This window comes from Erwinia sp. PsM31, from assembly GCF_030433775.1.
Classification (GTDB): Bacteria; Pseudomonadota; Gammaproteobacteria; order Enterobacterales; family Enterobacteriaceae; genus Erwinia; species Erwinia aeris.
The window spans coordinates 76403-92060 of sequence record NZ_JARUWZ010000002.1 but is presented as its reverse complement, the minus strand read 5'-3'; the positions used below and the strand labels follow the sequence as shown (position 1 = coordinate 92060).

Genomic DNA, 15658 nt, shown 5'->3' with positions numbered 1-15658 from the left:
GCTCGTTTGCTGCAACCGGAGCCGATATGTCTGACGGCGCAGATAACTTTTATAAAAGCGATAAGGTTACCCGTCAAAAGGTGATTTTTAAAAATCAGTATCAAATGAACGTGGTCGGTAATTTATTTATGCCGAAAGGGATGAAGCAGGCAAGTAAAAATCCGGCTATCGTTATTGGTCATCCTATGGGCGCGGTAAAAGAACAAAGCTCAACTCTTTACGCCCAAAAACTGGCGGAGCAGGGATTCGTCACGCTGGCGATAGACCTCTCTTTTTGGGGCGAAAGCGAGGGGAAACCCGGCCATCTGATTTCTCCGGAAATCTATTCGGATGATTTTAGCGCCGCCGTCGATTATTTGAGTACGCAACCCTATATTGATGCAGAAAAAATTGGCGTGCTGGGGATTTGCGGCAGCGGCAGCTTTGTTATCAGCGCGGCCAAAATAGACCCGCGTATGAAGGCCATCGCGACGGTCAGCATGTATGACATGGGGGCCGCTTTCCGTAATGGATTGCAGCATTCCGTAACGCCTGAACAGCGCCAGGCATTTATCAAAACGGCAGCGGAACAGCGTCTTGCTGAATTTAAAGGCGGAGAAACGGTCTATATTCCAGGTACGGTGAACAAGCTTGACGATACAACATCTGCTATCCAACGGGAATTCTTCGATTTCTACCGCACATCACGCGGTGGTTATACGCCGCAGGGCGAGAAAGAAGCGCTGACGACAAAACCGATGCTGAGCAGTATCGGAAAGTTTATGAACTTCTATCCGTTCAATGATATTGACACCATTTCGCCACGTCCGATGCTGTTTATTACCGGCGATAAAGCGCATTCCAAAGAATTTAGCGAAGATGCCTACCAGCGTGCCGGAAAACCGAAAGAATTATATATTGTACCGGGCGCGGGCCATGTCGATCTGTATGACCGTACCGATCTTATCCCATTTGCTAAGCTGACCTCATTCTTTAAAAATGCCTTAAAATAATATCTGAAGCCGCATCCTGAAGGGTGCGGCCAGGCATCCCGCTAAGGTTAACCGCTAATTTAGCGCTGAAATCCGTAACGCGTTATCGTAACGTATTGAAAATTATAATAAAAATATCTTTATTTTGTTTTTATCCTGTGCCAGCATTTGCCTGAATTTTCATCATAACGGCACAGGATGGCCCCAATGCAAAACAGTACGCCTACACCGCACGACGCAATCTTTAAAACGTTTCTGTCCAACACGCTCCACGCTCAGGATTTTCTGGAGCTGCATCTGCCTGAGGAACTGCGTGAAATCTGCGATCTGGACACGCTCAGGCTGGAGTCGGGCAGTTTTGTTGAAGACGATCTGCGAGCCTGCTACAGCGATATCCTTTACTCACTTAAAACCACCCGTGGCGACGGCTACGCCTATATATTAATCGAACATCAAAGCTCGCCGGACAGAATGATGCCTTTTCGTCTGCTTCGCTACGCCATTGCGGCTATGCAGCGGCATATGGACGCCGGTCATAAAATGTTGCCGCTGGTAATACCGGAGCTGTTTTACCAGGGCGGCCGCTCGCCTTATCCTTACAGCATGAGCTGGCTGGATCTCTTTAGTGAACCCAGGCTGGCAGCAAAACTCTACGGCGGCCGTTTTCCGCTAGTGGATATTACCGTTATCCCGGATGATGAAATTTTAAAGCACCGCCGGGTGGCGCTGCTGACGCTGCTGCAAAAACATATTCGCATTCGCGACCTGCACGATTTGTTTAATGAAATAACCCAGCTGATGCAGAGCGACGAACTGAGCGGACAACAGCAGGCCGCACTGATAAACTATATGATTCAGGCAGGAGAGACGCCCGATGTAAAAGGATTTCTCCACGAACTGGCACAGGCGCTGCCGCAGCATAAGGATGAACTGATGACCATAGCAAAAAGACTTGAAGAGATGGGCAGGGAACAGGGATTACAGGTGGGACTCGAACAGGGCCGCAGTCTGGGCCATCAGGACGGCGAGCGCGAAGCCAGCCTGAAAATCGCCCGCACCATGCTGGAAAAAGGATTCGATCGCGCAGCCGTGATGGAAGTGACCGGACTGTCAGAGGACGATCTTCGGCAAATTAAGCACTAACTTTCCTGCTTCCAGCTCCGCCGCCGGCAGCTTACCGGCGGCGTTGTACTGTTCAGACAATAATAAACTCGCGATAGCCCGAAATAATCACGTAAACCGCGAAATAGCTGAAGATTATGGCAGAGGCCATATAGGAATATTTCAGCAGACGAGCACCCAGCAGCCTGCCGCCGAAGCTGCCTACCAGACATAAAACGCAGGTCCAGAAGACGCCCGCCAGGAAAAAACCGCTCAGAAACCAGCCCGAATCCGTTGTGCTGTGCTGCCCCATACGAGAAATCAGCGCGCCGCCGACGGTTGCGAACCACAGGATTGCCGTGGGGGAGGACATAGCCAGCAGCACGCCGCGGCCAAACTCGTTGCGTAGCGGCCTGGCCTGCTGCGGCTCGTCAGTACGCAGTTCACCCTGACGACGAAACGCGGCCAGCGCCATTTTCAGCGCGAACCACAGCAGCATCGCGCCGCCGCCAATCCACAGTACCCAGCGCACCGCGGCAAACTGTAACAGCACCGTCATACCGGCCAGCGCCAGCAGCGCGTACGCCAGGTCGCCCACACAGGTGCCGATCCCAAGCCAGAAGCCATGAAAATAGCCGCGCTGCATGGCCAGCGTGATCATAGCGATATTGGCGATGCCGATATCCAGGCAGAGCGACAGGCTGAGAAAAAAACCGCTGGAAAATTGCATCACGAAAGCGTTCCTTATAGCCGATCCGCGGCCGTCATCAGACGGTGTAAAGCATGATTGCTCAACAGAAACAAAGTATCCTGGTTATTCATAGCGTTAAAAGGAAAAGTTGCGCCGCGAAGGAAAGTCAATCAACCCTGCTTAAGCGCACGTTTCAGCGCGGAGAAGATGGCAGGATCATTACACTGTGAGACATTAAAGCGCAAAAAATCCGCTGCCGAACCGGATTGACTGAACGCGTTACCGGGCGCCAGCACGACGCCTTCTTTTAAGCAGGCGCGTGACGCCCGTGCGGCATCGGCACCTTCAGGTAGACGGCACCAGAGGAACATACCGGCCTGTGGCGTATGCCAGGGCAGGATATCCAGCGCCGCCAGCTTTTCCAGCGTGGTTTGCATCGCTACCGCCAGCCGTAACCGTACCGATTCCATATGGCGTCGATAGCCGCTGCCTGTCAGCGCGCTGTGCAGCAGCATTGAGGCAAGCTGACCGCCGCCGAAGCTGGTAGCAATTTTCAAATCGACAAGGCTGTCCGTCCAGTCTCGCCGGGCGACAATATAGCCGCAGCGCACCGCCGCCGAAACCGTTTTGGAAAAGCTGCCGATTTGAATAACGTTATGTAAACCGTCATACGCCGCCAGTCTTGGCGCGGGATGGGTTTCAAAATCGGCAAAGATATCATCTTCCACAATAATCAGCCCGGCCGCTTCCGCAAGCTTAAGCATCTGATGGGCAACCACTGGCGTAAGCGATACGCCAGTAGGATTATGGATACCTGCATTAGTGATATAAAGCCGGGGAGCGTGGTTTTGCAGGATTTGGGCAAACGCCGTCAGATCTGGCCCCTGCGGCGTGAACGGCACGCCGACGATCTTTACCGGGTGAGCGCGAAGCAGCGCGTGAAAATTGAAATAGCAGGGATCGTCAACCAGCACGCAGTCTCCCGGCTGGAGTAAAAAACGGCAGATCAAATCTACGGCCTGGGTGCCTGATTCGGTCAGCATGATCTGATCTGCCGTCGCGGTAATCCCCGTTTTCGCCAGCTTGCGGCCTAAAAACTGGCGTAGCTCTGCGTGCCCATAGGGCGAGGCGTAGTCGGTCAGTAGCGCGCTCTGCGCTCGTGCCGCCATGCGCATCGCTTTGCGTACGCCTTCTTCGTACAGCCATGAGGGTGGCAGCCAGCCGCAGCCGGGCTTAAGCAGCTGTGGATCCGCCTCCAGCGCCTGGCGCGATATCCATAAAGGATCGATATCGCGCTCTTTATCGGCCGTCAGCTGCGTTAAATCAAGCGGAGCCGCCGGGCCTGATACAAAAAAACCGGCGCCGGGCCGGGCCGCAATGAGGTTTTCAGCGGCCAGCCGTTCATAAGCTTCCACTACGGTAGAAACCGATACGCCAGAAAGGCGCGCCTGCTGGCGCACGGAGGGCAAGCGCGCGCCGGGAAGATAAGCGCGGGCGGCTATCTGTTTGCGCACCTGCTCCATTACCGAAGCGATACGTGTCTGGCTACGCGGCATGGCGTTCCTCACGCCTGTACTGCATTCACAGCCAGTACAGTTCAGATTAATTGTACTGGATTGTATCTGGCGTAAGCGATCCTGCCAATGCTTAACTGAGCGAAGTCCAACGGGAGAAAGCATGAAAAATAAAGCGAACGGCTGGCTTAGCGGGCTGGCGGGTGTAATGATTTTTGCCGGATCGCTACCGGCAACGCGGCTGGCGGTGGCGGACTTCACGCCGCTGTTTTTAACTTCTGCGCGCGCCAGCCTTGCGGCGGTGGCGGCACTGCTGCTGCTGGCGCTCGGTCGTCAACGAATGCCGCAGCGTGCGGATCTGTTTTCGCTTATGGTGGTTGCTATGGGCGTAGTGATAGGTTTTCCGCTGCTGACGGCTTTTGCGCTGCAGGACGTTTCCGCCGCTCATTCGCTTATGTACCTTGGGCTGTTGCCGCTCTGTACTGCCGCCTTTGGCGTGGTTCGCGGCGAGCGCAGGCCGCAGCCCGCTTTCTGGCTATTTTCGCTGGCTGGCGGCGCTGTTGTGGCGAGCTACGCGCTGGCCGCTAAAGAAAGTCATGCTTCATGGCAGGATTTACTGACCATAGCGGCCGTGATCGTCTGCGGCGCGGGCTATGCGGAAGGCGCTCGTGTGGCGCGCGGACTGGGCGGTTGGCAAACTATTGCCTGGGCGTTAGCACTGGCTCTTCCGGTAGCGCTGCCCATTGCTGCGCTGACCTGGCCGGCTTCGTTCCAGGCGGTGACGTTTTCCGCATGGATGGGATTAGGCTACGTCTCGCTGTTCAGCATGCTGATCGGCTTTATTTTTTGGTATCACGGCCTGGCGAAGGGCGGCACGGCGGCGGTAGGGCAACTGCAGCTGCTGCAACCTTTTATCGGCTTTGGTTTTGCGGCACTGTTTCTGCACGAAAGCATCAGCGGCGTAATGCTGGCATGCGCTTTGGCCGCGCTGGGCTGCGTGGCGGGCGCAAAAAAATTTGCCTGAGGGTGAACGAACCGGCGGCATGGGCTGCCGGTTCGCAGGCCGAAGGTTAATCGTTTTCGAGTTTTTCCGGCCAGGCCACGACAGGGAAAGCGTTCAGCGTGGACGGCGCGAACAGCGCGCCCTGGAAGTTGCAAATGCCTGCCGACTCCAACCACATCCACTCTTCGGGCTTGTTAACGCCTTCGGCAATCACGGCGATCTGCAAAGAGGAGCAAAATTTCAAAATCGCCTGCACGATAGCCTGTTTCGGGCCGCTTTTATGCACGTCGGCAATGATGTTGCGATCGATTTTGATTTTGTCAGGCTGAAACTGGGTCAGCAGCACCAGCCCGGCAGAACCGGCGCCAAAGCCATCAATCGCCAGGCTGATACCGGAAGCCTTGAGTTTTTTAATCGCCGCCTCGAATTCGTCCGCGCGGAATACCGTGCCGTTCTCCGTGACCTCAACAACGATTTGCTCAGGCACCAGCCCGTTAGCATGGATCGCCTCCAGCAGGAAATCGACCGCATCCGGCACAATCGCCAGCGACATCGGCAGCAGGTTGATCGACAGCGTCAGGCCATTAATGCCCAGCTGCTTCGCCATCGCAAAAACGTGCTGTTTGGATTTAAGATCGACGCTATACCTTTCACTGCGCGGCAGCCCGGCGAGATAATCGGCCGCCGACATGCCCGACGTTGGGCGCATAACGGCCTCAAGCGACACGATCTGGCGGGAAAGCGGATCGATAATCGGCTGAAAAGCGAAGCTGTAGTCGGCCGTGGCCGAGGGAACAGCCTCGCGGGGCAGCGCTTCCTCGCGATCGACAACGAACTCCCAGGAGTCGCCCGGCGGGATCTCAAAATAGTTTTCCCGTTCGGTGGCGTCGACAAACACGCGCAGGAACTGCAATGCGCGATCGTCGTAAGTCAGCTGATATTTAGAGGTGCCTTTATCGAGCACGGCCTGCAGCACGTTTTCCGGGTCGTATTCACGCAGGTCGAACAGTTCCATGCCGACATTGCCAAAACGTCTGGCGGGCGCGTAATCGCGCATCAGTTCTACCAGATTATGGTGCCGGGGATCGTTGCAGATCTCCTCATAGATAGCGGTCACAGCGTCCTCCGGGCCCTCCAGCACCTGGAAAAAGTGGGTGCCGTTGAACAATAAAATGCCCGTCACGCTGTGTGATTCGTTGACCTGATTGGCTTGTTCGGCCAGTTTCCCCAACGTCTTATACGCGACGTCATCGGAAATATGGCTACGATAGATGATGGTTGACAGCATGGGGGCTTCCAGATTTTTCGCTATTTTATGCATACCTTACCAGATGCCTTTGCGGTGTTGTCCAGCGCAATTTGAAATCGATTAAAATTCAGCTTGTGGCGTCAGTCCGCGAGCTTACTGGATTTCGACGACGTAGTCGTTAACCGGCGTAATTTTTTTAATCAGCCCATGGTTAAAAAGAAAAGTTTCATACTGCCGATAGCGCTGGCGATCCAGGCGGGCCGGGTCGCGGGCAAACAGCGGCAGCGTTTTTACCCATGCCTGTCTGTTCAGCCCGGTGTTCAGCTCAGGATGCAATTTAGCGAATGCCCGCCAGCTTTCTTCAGGATGGGCCTGCAAGTAGTCGTTGCCCTGCTTGAGCGCTATCAGGAACTTTTTGATAGCGGGTTTGTTCAGGCTATCGCGATTCGCCACCAGAATTAGCTCATCATAGGCCGGCACGCCGTAGTCCTCGACGTTGAACACCACGGGATCTTTGCCCTGAAGCTTCACTTCCAGCGCTTCAATATTACGGTAGCCGCCGATGACCGCATCAACTTTGCCGGTCAGCAACGCGCTGGTCAGCTGAAAATTGACGTTAACCAGCTTAACGTCGCTGAGTTGCCGCTGGTCGTGCTGCAGCATAGCGGCGAGCGTGGCCTGTTCGATGCCGCTGACGGAATACCCCACCGTTTTCCCTTGCAGGTCTGCCGGAGAATGCACGCTTTTATCAAGCGTAATCAGCGTGTTGAGCGGGGAATCAATCAGCGTGCCGACGCGTACCAGCGGTAAGCCCTGGTCGGCAAAAAAGTGCAGCTGTGGCTGATAGGTCACCGCCAGATCCACCTTACCGGCCGCGACCAGACGTGGCGGCAACGCCGGATCGGAAGGCGGAATAATCGTCACATCCAGCCCCTGAGCCTTAAACGCGCCAGTCTGCTGCGCCACCATAATCGGCGCGTGATCGGGATTAACATACCAGTCCAGCATCAGCGTCAGCTTTTGCGCCGCGCTGGCGAAAGGAGATAACGTTGCTACCACCAGCCCACAAACTAAAGCTTTTTTCATTATCTTGTCCTTACGGTGATTAACGCTCCGGCGACCAGCGGATCAGGCGGCGCAGCAGGATATCGGTACTCAGCCAGAGCGCAATCGTCATGGCTACCAGCACAAACAGGGCGGCGAAGCAGAGATCGCTCTGCATTCGCGCGTTAGCATTCAGCATTACAAACCCCAATCCTTCGGCGGAGCCCACCCATTCGCCGACAATCGCACCAATGGGCGCGACGGCGACCGCCATCCGCAGCCCTGAGCCAAAGGCCGGCAGCGCCGCCATCAGCCGCACATGCCGCAGCTGCGAAGCGGAAGAGGCACCCATCGTGCGCGCCAGATCCAGATAGTCCTGTTCGACCCGCCGTAAGCCATCAAAAAAAGCGGAGGCAACCGGGAAAAAAATCACCAGGATCGCCATCACAATTTTGGCGCTGATGCCGAAGCCAAACCAGAGCACCAGCAGCGGCGCCAGCGCAAACACGGGGATCGCCTGGCTGGTCAATACCAGCGGCATCAGCCAGCGTTGCAGGCCGGGCGAAAAGGTCATCAGCAGCGCCAGCAGGGCGCCGAGCAGCACGCCCGCGATAAGCCCGCCGGCGATTTCAGTAGCGGTAATAAGCGTGTGGTAAGCGAGATAGCCAGCGTTATCCCGCATAGCCGCAGCCACGGCGATGGGCGAGGGCAACAGAAAAGCCGGGATGCTGCCAGGCGTGGCCAGCTGCCACAGCGCCATCAGCCCGACAAATACCGTGACGCCACGGCGTATCGTTGCTGCATTCATGCCATGTCCTCTGTCAGCTGGCGCATAAGCTGCGCCTGGCTACGCAATAAATTGGGATCGTCGGGCGCTCGCGGCGGCTGACCAGCCAGCTCAGGAAGCTCGCTAAGCCCGGCAGCAGAAAGGATCAGCAGGCGATGACTGAGGCGACAGGCTTCTACTGGATCGTGCGTAATCAGCAGCACGGTGCAGTCGGCCAGCAGCTCTGCGGCCAGCGCCTGAATTTGGGCGCGGGTAATGGCATCAAGAGCGGAAAAGGGTTCATCCATTAGCACAATGGGCCGTCGCTCGTACAAGGTCCGGGCGAGCGCGACACGCTGACGCATCCCGCCCGACAGCGTGGCGGGCAGCGCGCCGGCATTGCCAGCCAGGCCCACGCGTTCAAGCAGATGTTCTGCCCATTGTCTGTCAGCTTTCTCGCCGCGTAAACGCGCACCCAGCGCGACATTGTCGATCGCGCTAAGCCACGGATAGAGCAGATCCCGCTGTCCCATCCAGGCGATGCGTCCGGCAACCGGCAGCCCATCGCTACCCAGCACCGATCCTGTCGAGGGTGCAAGCAGCCCCGCAATGATCTTCAGCAGGCTGCTTTTACCGACGCCGCTGGGGCCAAGCAGAGAAGTAAAGCGGCCACCTGCCAGCGTAAAGCTTAGCTGCTTAAATAACGTACGATCGCTAAAATGCAGGCTGACCGCCTTCACCTCTATACCCGGCGTCATCGCGCTTCCGGCGTAGCGCAGGCAGCATCAAGCCCCATCTGCCAGAATGCCGTTTCCAGCCGTGTCGCGGTGGCGAATATTCCCGCCAGCGCCTCAAAGCGGCTCGCGCCGCCGCGCTGGGCGGCCAGGTTTTCAAACAGCGTCAGCGAAGCCTGCACGCCGCTCAGGTAAAGCGGAGCGCCATAGTTTTCAATCCACGGCGCGTAGGGATTGCCGGTCAATACGGTTTGCGTATCGTTCAGCAAGCCGACGCCGATCTCGGCATAGCCAGCCACGCAGGGCATCAGGGCGGTCAACAGATCGAGCGCGTCGCCCGCGTGACCAATATCCAGCACATAGCGGGTATAATTTAGCGTTTCTGGCGCCTCGGTTTCCGCCGCCATCGCCTTCCCGGTCAGGCCCCACTGCGCGCAGTAGCGCACGTGGAGCGGCAGTTCGTCGACGATGGCGTTCAGCGAGCGGATTGCCGCACGCATCTCCGGCAGCGTTTGAAATTTGCTGACCAGCAGCGCGTAGGCGCGGGCAAAATGGATAAGGAACAGATAGTCCTGGATAAGGTAACGGCGAAAAGCCGACGCAGGCAGGGTGCCGTCAGCCAGCTGGCGAACAAAAGGGTGATGGATATAGTGCAGCCAGCGATCGCCGGTCTGTTGACGCAGCCGTCCGTAGAAACCGTCAAACACGGAACCTCCTCAATACTTGAGATCCGGTCAGGCGCGGGAACGTGCGTTATCTGGCTCAGCCGTCCCTTCGCTGGCATGACCCAGATCAGGTTCAAAGGGTTCGGCTTGCGCCATCTCAGCCCGTAACAGGACACCCCTCGGTGCGTATTGTTATACGGTATTTACTTTCTGTTTACAATGCGCAGGCTCAGCACCATTGTGGATTCAGGTCGCTGGCCGCTATGGGTTATTAATAGCGCCATTCGGTAACATTCTGAAAGCAAAAAACCGGTCGGAAGCCGCATGCTGTTCTAAGCTAAAAATTGGTTTGTAATGTGATGCGGAGTCGTATGAAACAACAAAATAAGACTATTGGAATAGCGCCTTACGGTGGTTCAGCGGGGGGTTGGGGAGCGTTAAAGGCCGTTGCCGACGCGATCCGCGGCCAGATGTCGGTCAAACAGGACGTGATCGCGTTGTTTAAAGTCAACCAGCCGCAGGGCTTCGATTGTCCCGGCTGCGCGTGGCCCGATCCTCAGCACGGTTCCTCCTTTGAATTTTGCGAAAATGGCGCCAAGGCCGTTTCCTGGGAAGCCACCAGCAAGCGCACCACGCCGGAATTTTTCTCTGCCCATACCGTCAGTGAGCTTTGGCAACGCAACGCTTTTGAGCTGGAAGGCGAAGGCCGTCTGACTCACCCGATGAAATACGATGCGGCCACCGATACCTGGCAGCCTATAGAATGGGAAACCGCCTTCCGTGAAATCGGCGAAAAGCTGCAAAGCTACGAAGATCCGGATAGCGTGGAGTTCTATACCTCAGGCCGCGCTTCTAACGAAGCAGCGTTTCTCTGGCAGCTGTTCGCGCGCGAATACGGCACTAATAATTTCCCGGATTGCTCCAATATGTGCCATGAGCCGACCAGCGTCGGCCTGCCGCAGTCCATCGGCATAGGCAAAGGCACCATCGAACTGGAAGATTTCGATCACTGCGATCTGGTGCTGTGTATCGGCCATAACCCCGGCACTAATCATCCACGCATGCTGGGTACGCTACGTGAAGTCTCCAAACGCGGCGCAACCATCGTGGCGATCAATCCGCTGCGGGAAAGAGGGCTTGAACGCTTTACCTCTCCGCAAAGCCCGGTAGAAATGCTGTCGCTCAGCTCCACCACGCTCGCTTCTACCTATTACAAAGTGCGCGTTGGCGGCGATGCCGCCATGCTGAAAGGCGTGATGAAGTGTCTGCTGGTGATGCACGAGCGGGCGCTGGCGGCCGGAGAGCCCGGCGTGCTGGACGAAAGCTTTATCAGCGAACATACCGAAGGTTTTGACGCCCTGAAGGCGGACCTGGATGCCACCGACTGGCCGCATATTCTGAAAGTCTCCGGTATGACGTTTGAAGAGATCCAGAATATTGCCCACCTGTATGCCAAAGCAGAAAGAACCATTATCTGTTACGGCATGGGTATCACCCAGCACCAGTACGGCACGCAAAATGTACAGCAAATCGCTAACCTGCTGTTGATGCGTGGCAATATCGGCAAGAAAGGCGCGGGCATCTGCCCACTGCGCGGCCACTCTAACGTACAGGGCGATCGTACCGTCGGCATTACTGAAATCCCGCCGCAGTCGCTGCTGGACAACCTGGAAAAAGTGTTTGGCTTTAAGCCGCCGCAGAAACATGGACACGGTGCGGTGCAGGCTATTCAGGCGATCCGCGACGGCCACTCCAAAGCACTGCTTTGCCTGGGCGGCAACCTGGCGGAGGCGATCTCCGATCCGCAGCAAACCTTCGAGGCGATGCGCAAGCTGGATCTGGTGGTGCATATGGCGACCAAGCTGAACCGCTCGCATCTGCTGTTGGGCAAACATAACTATCTGCTGCCGGTGCTTGGCCGAACCGAAATCGACAGGCAGGCATCGGGCGAGCAGAGCGTGACCGTGGAAGATTCCATGTCGATGGTGCACGCCTCGCGCGGCTCGCTGAAGCCCGCTTCGGAATGGCTGAAGTCGGAGCCGGCCATCGTAGCGGGTCTGGCGAAAGCCACGCTGCCCAACACTAAGGTGAACTGGGACAGAATGATCGGCGACTACAGCTTTATCCGCCAGGCTATCGAAGCCGTTTTCCCGGCCTTTGAGGATTTTAACCGCAAGATCCTACAGCCGGGCGGCTTCCGTCTTTACAACGCCGCGTCGGAACGCAAATGGCTGACGCCGTCGGGTAAAGCGCAGTTTAAGATCATGCAGGGCATTAACGAGGATCCGCGTTCGCTGAAGTGCCACGATTTGGTGCTGACGACGCTGCGCAGTCACGATCAGTACAACACCACGCTGTACGGGCTGAACGATCGCTATCGCGGCGTGACGGGAAGGCGGGACGTGCTGTTTATCTCGGCAGATGAGGCAGAAAAACGCCGCCTGCGGGTCGGCGACAAGGTGCATATGGTGGCGCTCGATCCGGACGGCAAGCAGACCTCGCGACGCCTGGATAATCTGACGATAGTGGTTTACGACATGGCGCCTGGCTCGGTCGCGGCCTACTATCCGGAAGCCAACGTGCTGGTGCCGCTGGACAGCTTCGATACCGAAAGCGGTATTCCGGCTTATAAAAGCATTCCTGTCGCGCTGGAGCACGCAGAAGCGACCGAAACGTCGGGCACGCTGCGCTAAAAATGGGAAGGAGGGGGCGACCTCTCCTTTTCTTCCTGACCCCGCAAAAATAAACGTAATGGCTTTAAAATTGCTTCAGCTGAGCGTACCCTGAGCACGCAATCCTTTCTCCTGCGAGGTTACTGAGCTTCCCGAATATCCGCAGTAATAAAACGAGTAATCAGCACAGAGTAATAAAGAACATAACTCGGATAAAATCGCATAGATATCAAAACGGGAAATTACGGATAGCTTTCCGGAAAATTGACCTCAGTTGAGGTCAATAACATATTAAAACCTCCTGATACTTTAATGGATAAATAACGATATTAAGGAAATAAAATGCGGCAGAGGATAATCGTATGTCCTGTGATTCAAAACGAAGGTGAGTATTTGCTTTGTAAAATGGCTGCGGATCGTGGTGTTTTTCCGGGGCAGTGGGCCTTGCCTGGTGGAGGGATGGAGGCGGGCGAAACACTGGAAGAAGCCCTGAGGCGCGAAATAAATGAAGAGTTAGGCGAGGAGCTATGCATCACAGATATTCAGCCCTGGACTTTTCGTGATGACATCCGAACCAAAACGTACCCGGATGGCACAACTGAAGAAATTTATATGATTTATCTTATATTTGACTGCATCAGTACTAATCGAAATATTACTTTTAACGAGGAGTTTCAGGAAATCGCATGGGTCCCCCCTGAAACCTTGAAAGCTATGGATCTGAATGAAGCGACTCGTATCACATTTGCCCGCAAGGGGCTTATTTAGCGGCCTGCCCGGCCGCTAGCCCGGTTTATTAGGATGTGAGCCCCCTTATTTTTGATTAAAATCAAAATTATCTGTTAAATATTTCCTTAACTAAAATTTTTACTTTCGCTTGCTTCACAAACTGATTTTTCACCACTACTTTTTCTTTCAACAGGCTTTCTTAATTTCACGATAGCCTGTGCTACAGGCGCTTTTGCGCGCAGACGCAGGGATAGTGTCTCTTTCGAACATTATACCTGCTGGTTGCCATCAGCCTGAAGGATACTTCTATGAGAGAACTTGATGCTTCAGAGTTAATTTACGTAAACGGAGGAAGCGATAGCATTACCAGTGGCCTGACTGAAACCGAAACAACGCTAACAACCCGCGGCGGAATTAAAGATTATGATGGCTGGCAAAGCGGTGCGATAGGCGCAGCGTTAGGAAACGCGCTGTACGTTTTGGGAAAATCATTAGGCTGGTGGAGTTAAAAGAGAAAATCCAGGTGTTTAATCGATACTATTGAAAATGGGATTCAGGGACGTTCGGCAAAATAATCAGAATAGTTTAAGGAGGCGATCAATCAGCATTTTTTCTAAACACATCATTGAAAAGATCCCCGCGCCATCCGGCGCGGGAAACAGGATTTACAGCGCCATATCGTGCTGGGCTGGCGTTTTCTCAGCCTGGCCAGTAATGGTGGACTGCGCAGGCTCCTGAGCAGGCATCTTGATAACCGGTGGCTTGGTCAGCTGCAGCGTGGCCGCGGTGTCATCCCAGACATGCTGCGTCAGCTCGGTGTTACCGTTCAGCGTCTGGCCGTAGGTTGGCACCACTTTATGGATCTTTTCCTGCCATTCCGGCGAGTTGAACTGCTCCGGGAACAGCTTCTTCATCACGTTGATAGCGATAGGTGCCGCAGTCGAAGCGCCTGGCGATGCGCCCAGCAGGGCCGCCACGGTTTTCTGCTGATCGGTCACAATTTCTGTACCCAGCTTCAGCACGCCGCCTTTATCCGCATCTTTCTTGATGATCTGCACGCGTTGACCCGCCTGGATCAGTTTCCAGTCTTCTTTCTTCGCGTCCGGATAGTACTCTTTCAGCGCGGCAAAACGGTCGTCGTCGCTCAGCATGACCTGACCAATCAGGTATTTCACCAGGTCAAAGTTATCCATGCCCACGTGGGTCATCGGCATAAAGTTGCTGGTGGTGGTGGTGCTCAGCAGATCGAACAGCGAACCGTTTTTCAGGAACTTGGTAGAGAAGGTCGCGAACGGCCCAAACAGTACCACACGCTTACCGTCCAGGTTACGCGCATCGATATGCGGAACGGACATTGGCGGTGCGCCTACGGAAGCCTGACCGTACACTTTTTGCAGGTGACGGCTGGTAATGGCCGGATTCTCGGTGACCAGGAAAGAGCCGCCAACCGGGAAGCCTGCATAGTTGTCCGCTTCCGGAATGCCGGTTTTTTGCAGCAGCTTCAGCGCGCCGCCGCCAGCACCGATAAAGACATATTTCGCGTCAATCGCGCGTTCGCCGCCGTTTTTCACGTCTTTGATGGTCACGTGCCAGGAGTTGTCGCTGTTACGCTTAAAGTCGGTCACTTCTGAAGAGGTTTCCAGCTTAAAGTTGCTGTTTTTCTTCAGGCTGGCGGTCAGCTGACGAGTGATCTCACCGTAGTTAACGTCGGTGCCTACCGGCGTCCAGGTGGCCGCGACTTTCTGCTTAGGATCGCGGCCTTCAATAACCAGCGGCGCCCACTGTTTGATCTGATCCTGATCGGTAGAGAACTTCATGCCCTGGAACAGGGTGGTTTTCTGCAGCGCAGCATAGCGCTTGCTCAGGAACTCAACGTTGTCGTCGCCCCAGACAAAGCTCATGTGCGGCGTAGAGTTGATAAAGGAGTGCGGGTTGTTCAGCACGCCGTTTTTCACCTGAGAAGTCCAGAACTGGCGAGAGATCATAAAGGCTTCGTTGATCTCCAGCGCCTTGCTGACGTCGATGGTGCCGTCGGCACGCTCAGGCGTATAGTTCAGCTCCATATTGGCGGAGTGGCCGGTACCGGCGTTGTTCCAGCCGTTGGAAGACTCAAGGGCGACGCCGTCGAGCTTCTCAACCATAATCTGTTTCCAGTCTGGCTGAACGTCTTCCAGCATCGTGCCCAGCGAGGCGCTCATGATGCCGCCGCCGATCAGCAGAACGTCGGTTTTCTCTGGTGCAGTTTCAGCATGGATCGCTGTAGAAATCAGTAACGCAGACAGCGAAACTGAGGTAATCAGTTTTTTTGATTTAATCATGGCAGGTGTCGATAGTCGGGATTTGACATTAGTTAAAAAGTGTCCATAAATATTAAAATATTGTTATGGCAGATTGTATGTGTTTTTAGTTACAAAACTAAAAAATGTCATATTTTAGTTAATTTAGTTACAAATGGGCAGGAAAAAGCGGAGCATCTGTTACGAGATGGTTCAGACATGCCGCTTTCGGCAAGCGTTAAT

At 55.1% G+C, this 15658-nt stretch carries 14 protein-coding genes and 1 riboswitch; of the genes, 6 read left to right on the top strand and 8 right to left on the bottom strand.

The features are described from left to right. The first annotated feature begins 26 nt into the window (after positions 1–26). On the top strand, positions 27–992 hold the full coding sequence (locus QCD69_RS01960) for an alpha/beta hydrolase (protein WP_441004971.1): 966 nt from the start codon (positions 27–29) through the stop codon (positions 990–992). A 186-nt stretch (positions 993–1178) separates the two neighbouring features. Next, the gene (locus QCD69_RS01955; protein WP_301250813.1) at positions 1179–2114 is read left to right on the top strand and encodes an Rpn family recombination-promoting nuclease/putative transposase; all 936 of its coding nucleotides are present in this window, start codon (positions 1179–1181) and stop codon (positions 2112–2114) included. 52 nt (positions 2115–2166) lie between these two features. On the opposite strand, the gene QCD69_RS01950 is transcribed toward QCD69_RS01955, so the two are convergent. Together QCD69_RS01950 and QCD69_RS01945 are read right to left on the bottom strand one after the other, a co-directional pair. Further along, on the bottom strand, positions 2167–2805 hold the full coding sequence (locus tag QCD69_RS01950; RefSeq protein ID WP_253454136.1) for a LysE family transporter: 639 nt from the start codon (positions 2803–2805) through the stop codon (positions 2167–2169). 128 nt (positions 2806–2933) lie between these two features. Continuing rightward, positions 2934–4319 carry an aminotransferase-like domain-containing protein gene (locus QCD69_RS01945; RefSeq protein ID WP_253454134.1) on the bottom strand — a complete coding sequence of 462 codons (1386 nt, stop codon included), beginning with the start codon at positions 4317–4319 and terminating at the stop codon, positions 2934–2936. 121 nt (positions 4320–4440) lie between these two features. Here QCD69_RS01945 and QCD69_RS01940 point away from each other — a divergent pair, with 121 nt between their 5' ends. Next, entirely contained in the window at positions 4441–5301 is an 861-nt protein-coding gene (locus QCD69_RS01940; RefSeq protein WP_301250810.1) for a DMT family transporter, read from the top strand. 46 nt (positions 5302–5347) lie between these two features. Here the strand turns inward: QCD69_RS01940 and QCD69_RS01935 are convergent, their stop codons facing one another. The 5 genes from QCD69_RS01935 to QCD69_RS01915 all read right to left on the bottom strand — a co-directional run bounded on the left by QCD69_RS01935 (position 5348) and on the right by QCD69_RS01915 (position 9780). Beyond that, positions 5348–6568 carry a diguanylate phosphodiesterase gene (locus QCD69_RS01935; RefSeq protein WP_253454130.1) on the bottom strand — a complete coding sequence of 407 codons (1221 nt, stop codon included), beginning with the start codon at positions 6566–6568 and terminating at the stop codon, positions 5348–5350. A 114-nt stretch (positions 6569–6682) separates the two neighbouring features. Further along, on the bottom strand, positions 6683–7615 hold the full coding sequence (locus QCD69_RS01930) for an ABC transporter substrate-binding protein (RefSeq protein ID WP_301250809.1): 933 nt from the start codon (positions 7613–7615) through the stop codon (positions 6683–6685). A 19-nt stretch (positions 7616–7634) separates the two neighbouring features. Next, positions 7635–8381, bottom strand: coding sequence for an ABC transporter permease (locus tag QCD69_RS01925; protein ID WP_253454127.1), 747 nt, complete (start codon positions 8379–8381; stop codon positions 7635–7637). Further along, positions 8378–9097: an ABC transporter ATP-binding protein gene (locus QCD69_RS01920; RefSeq protein WP_301250808.1), complete on the bottom strand. Its 720-nt coding sequence runs from the start codon at positions 9095–9097 to the stop codon at positions 8378–8380. The genes QCD69_RS01925 and QCD69_RS01920 overlap by 4 nt, the downstream gene beginning before the upstream one ends. Next, positions 9094–9780: a TenA family protein gene (locus QCD69_RS01915; protein WP_253454123.1), complete on the bottom strand. Its 687-nt coding sequence runs from the start codon at positions 9778–9780 to the stop codon at positions 9094–9096. The genes QCD69_RS01920 and QCD69_RS01915 overlap by 4 nt, the downstream gene beginning before the upstream one ends. 45 nt (positions 9781–9825) lie before the next feature. Next, positions 9826–9928, bottom strand: a riboswitch (TPP riboswitch). Positions 9929–10109: 181 nt separating this feature from the next. On the opposite strand from QCD69_RS01915, the gene QCD69_RS01910 reads away from it, so the two are divergent. From QCD69_RS01910 to QCD69_RS01900, 3 genes are all read left to right on the top strand, one after another. Next, positions 10110–12431, top strand: a complete 2322-nt coding sequence (locus QCD69_RS01910; RefSeq protein ID WP_301250807.1) for an FdhF/YdeP family oxidoreductase — start codon at positions 10110–10112, stop codon at positions 12429–12431. A 321-nt stretch (positions 12432–12752) separates the two neighbouring features. After that, positions 12753–13178: a nucleoside triphosphatase NudI gene (gene nudI / locus QCD69_RS01905; protein ID WP_301250805.1), complete on the top strand. Its 426-nt coding sequence runs from the start codon at positions 12753–12755 to the stop codon at positions 13176–13178. Between the two features lie 269 nt (positions 13179–13447). Then, the gene (locus QCD69_RS01900; protein WP_253454117.1) at positions 13448–13648 is read left to right on the top strand and encodes a hypothetical protein; all 201 of its coding nucleotides are present in this window, start codon (positions 13448–13450) and stop codon (positions 13646–13648) included. Positions 13649–13804: 156 nt separating this feature from the next. Here the strand turns inward: QCD69_RS01900 and mqo are convergent, their stop codons facing one another. Continuing rightward, on the bottom strand, positions 13805–15457 hold the full coding sequence (mqo, locus tag QCD69_RS01895) for a malate dehydrogenase (quinone) (protein WP_253454115.1): 1653 nt from the start codon (positions 15455–15457) through the stop codon (positions 13805–13807). Positions 15458–15658 lie beyond the last annotated feature (201 nt).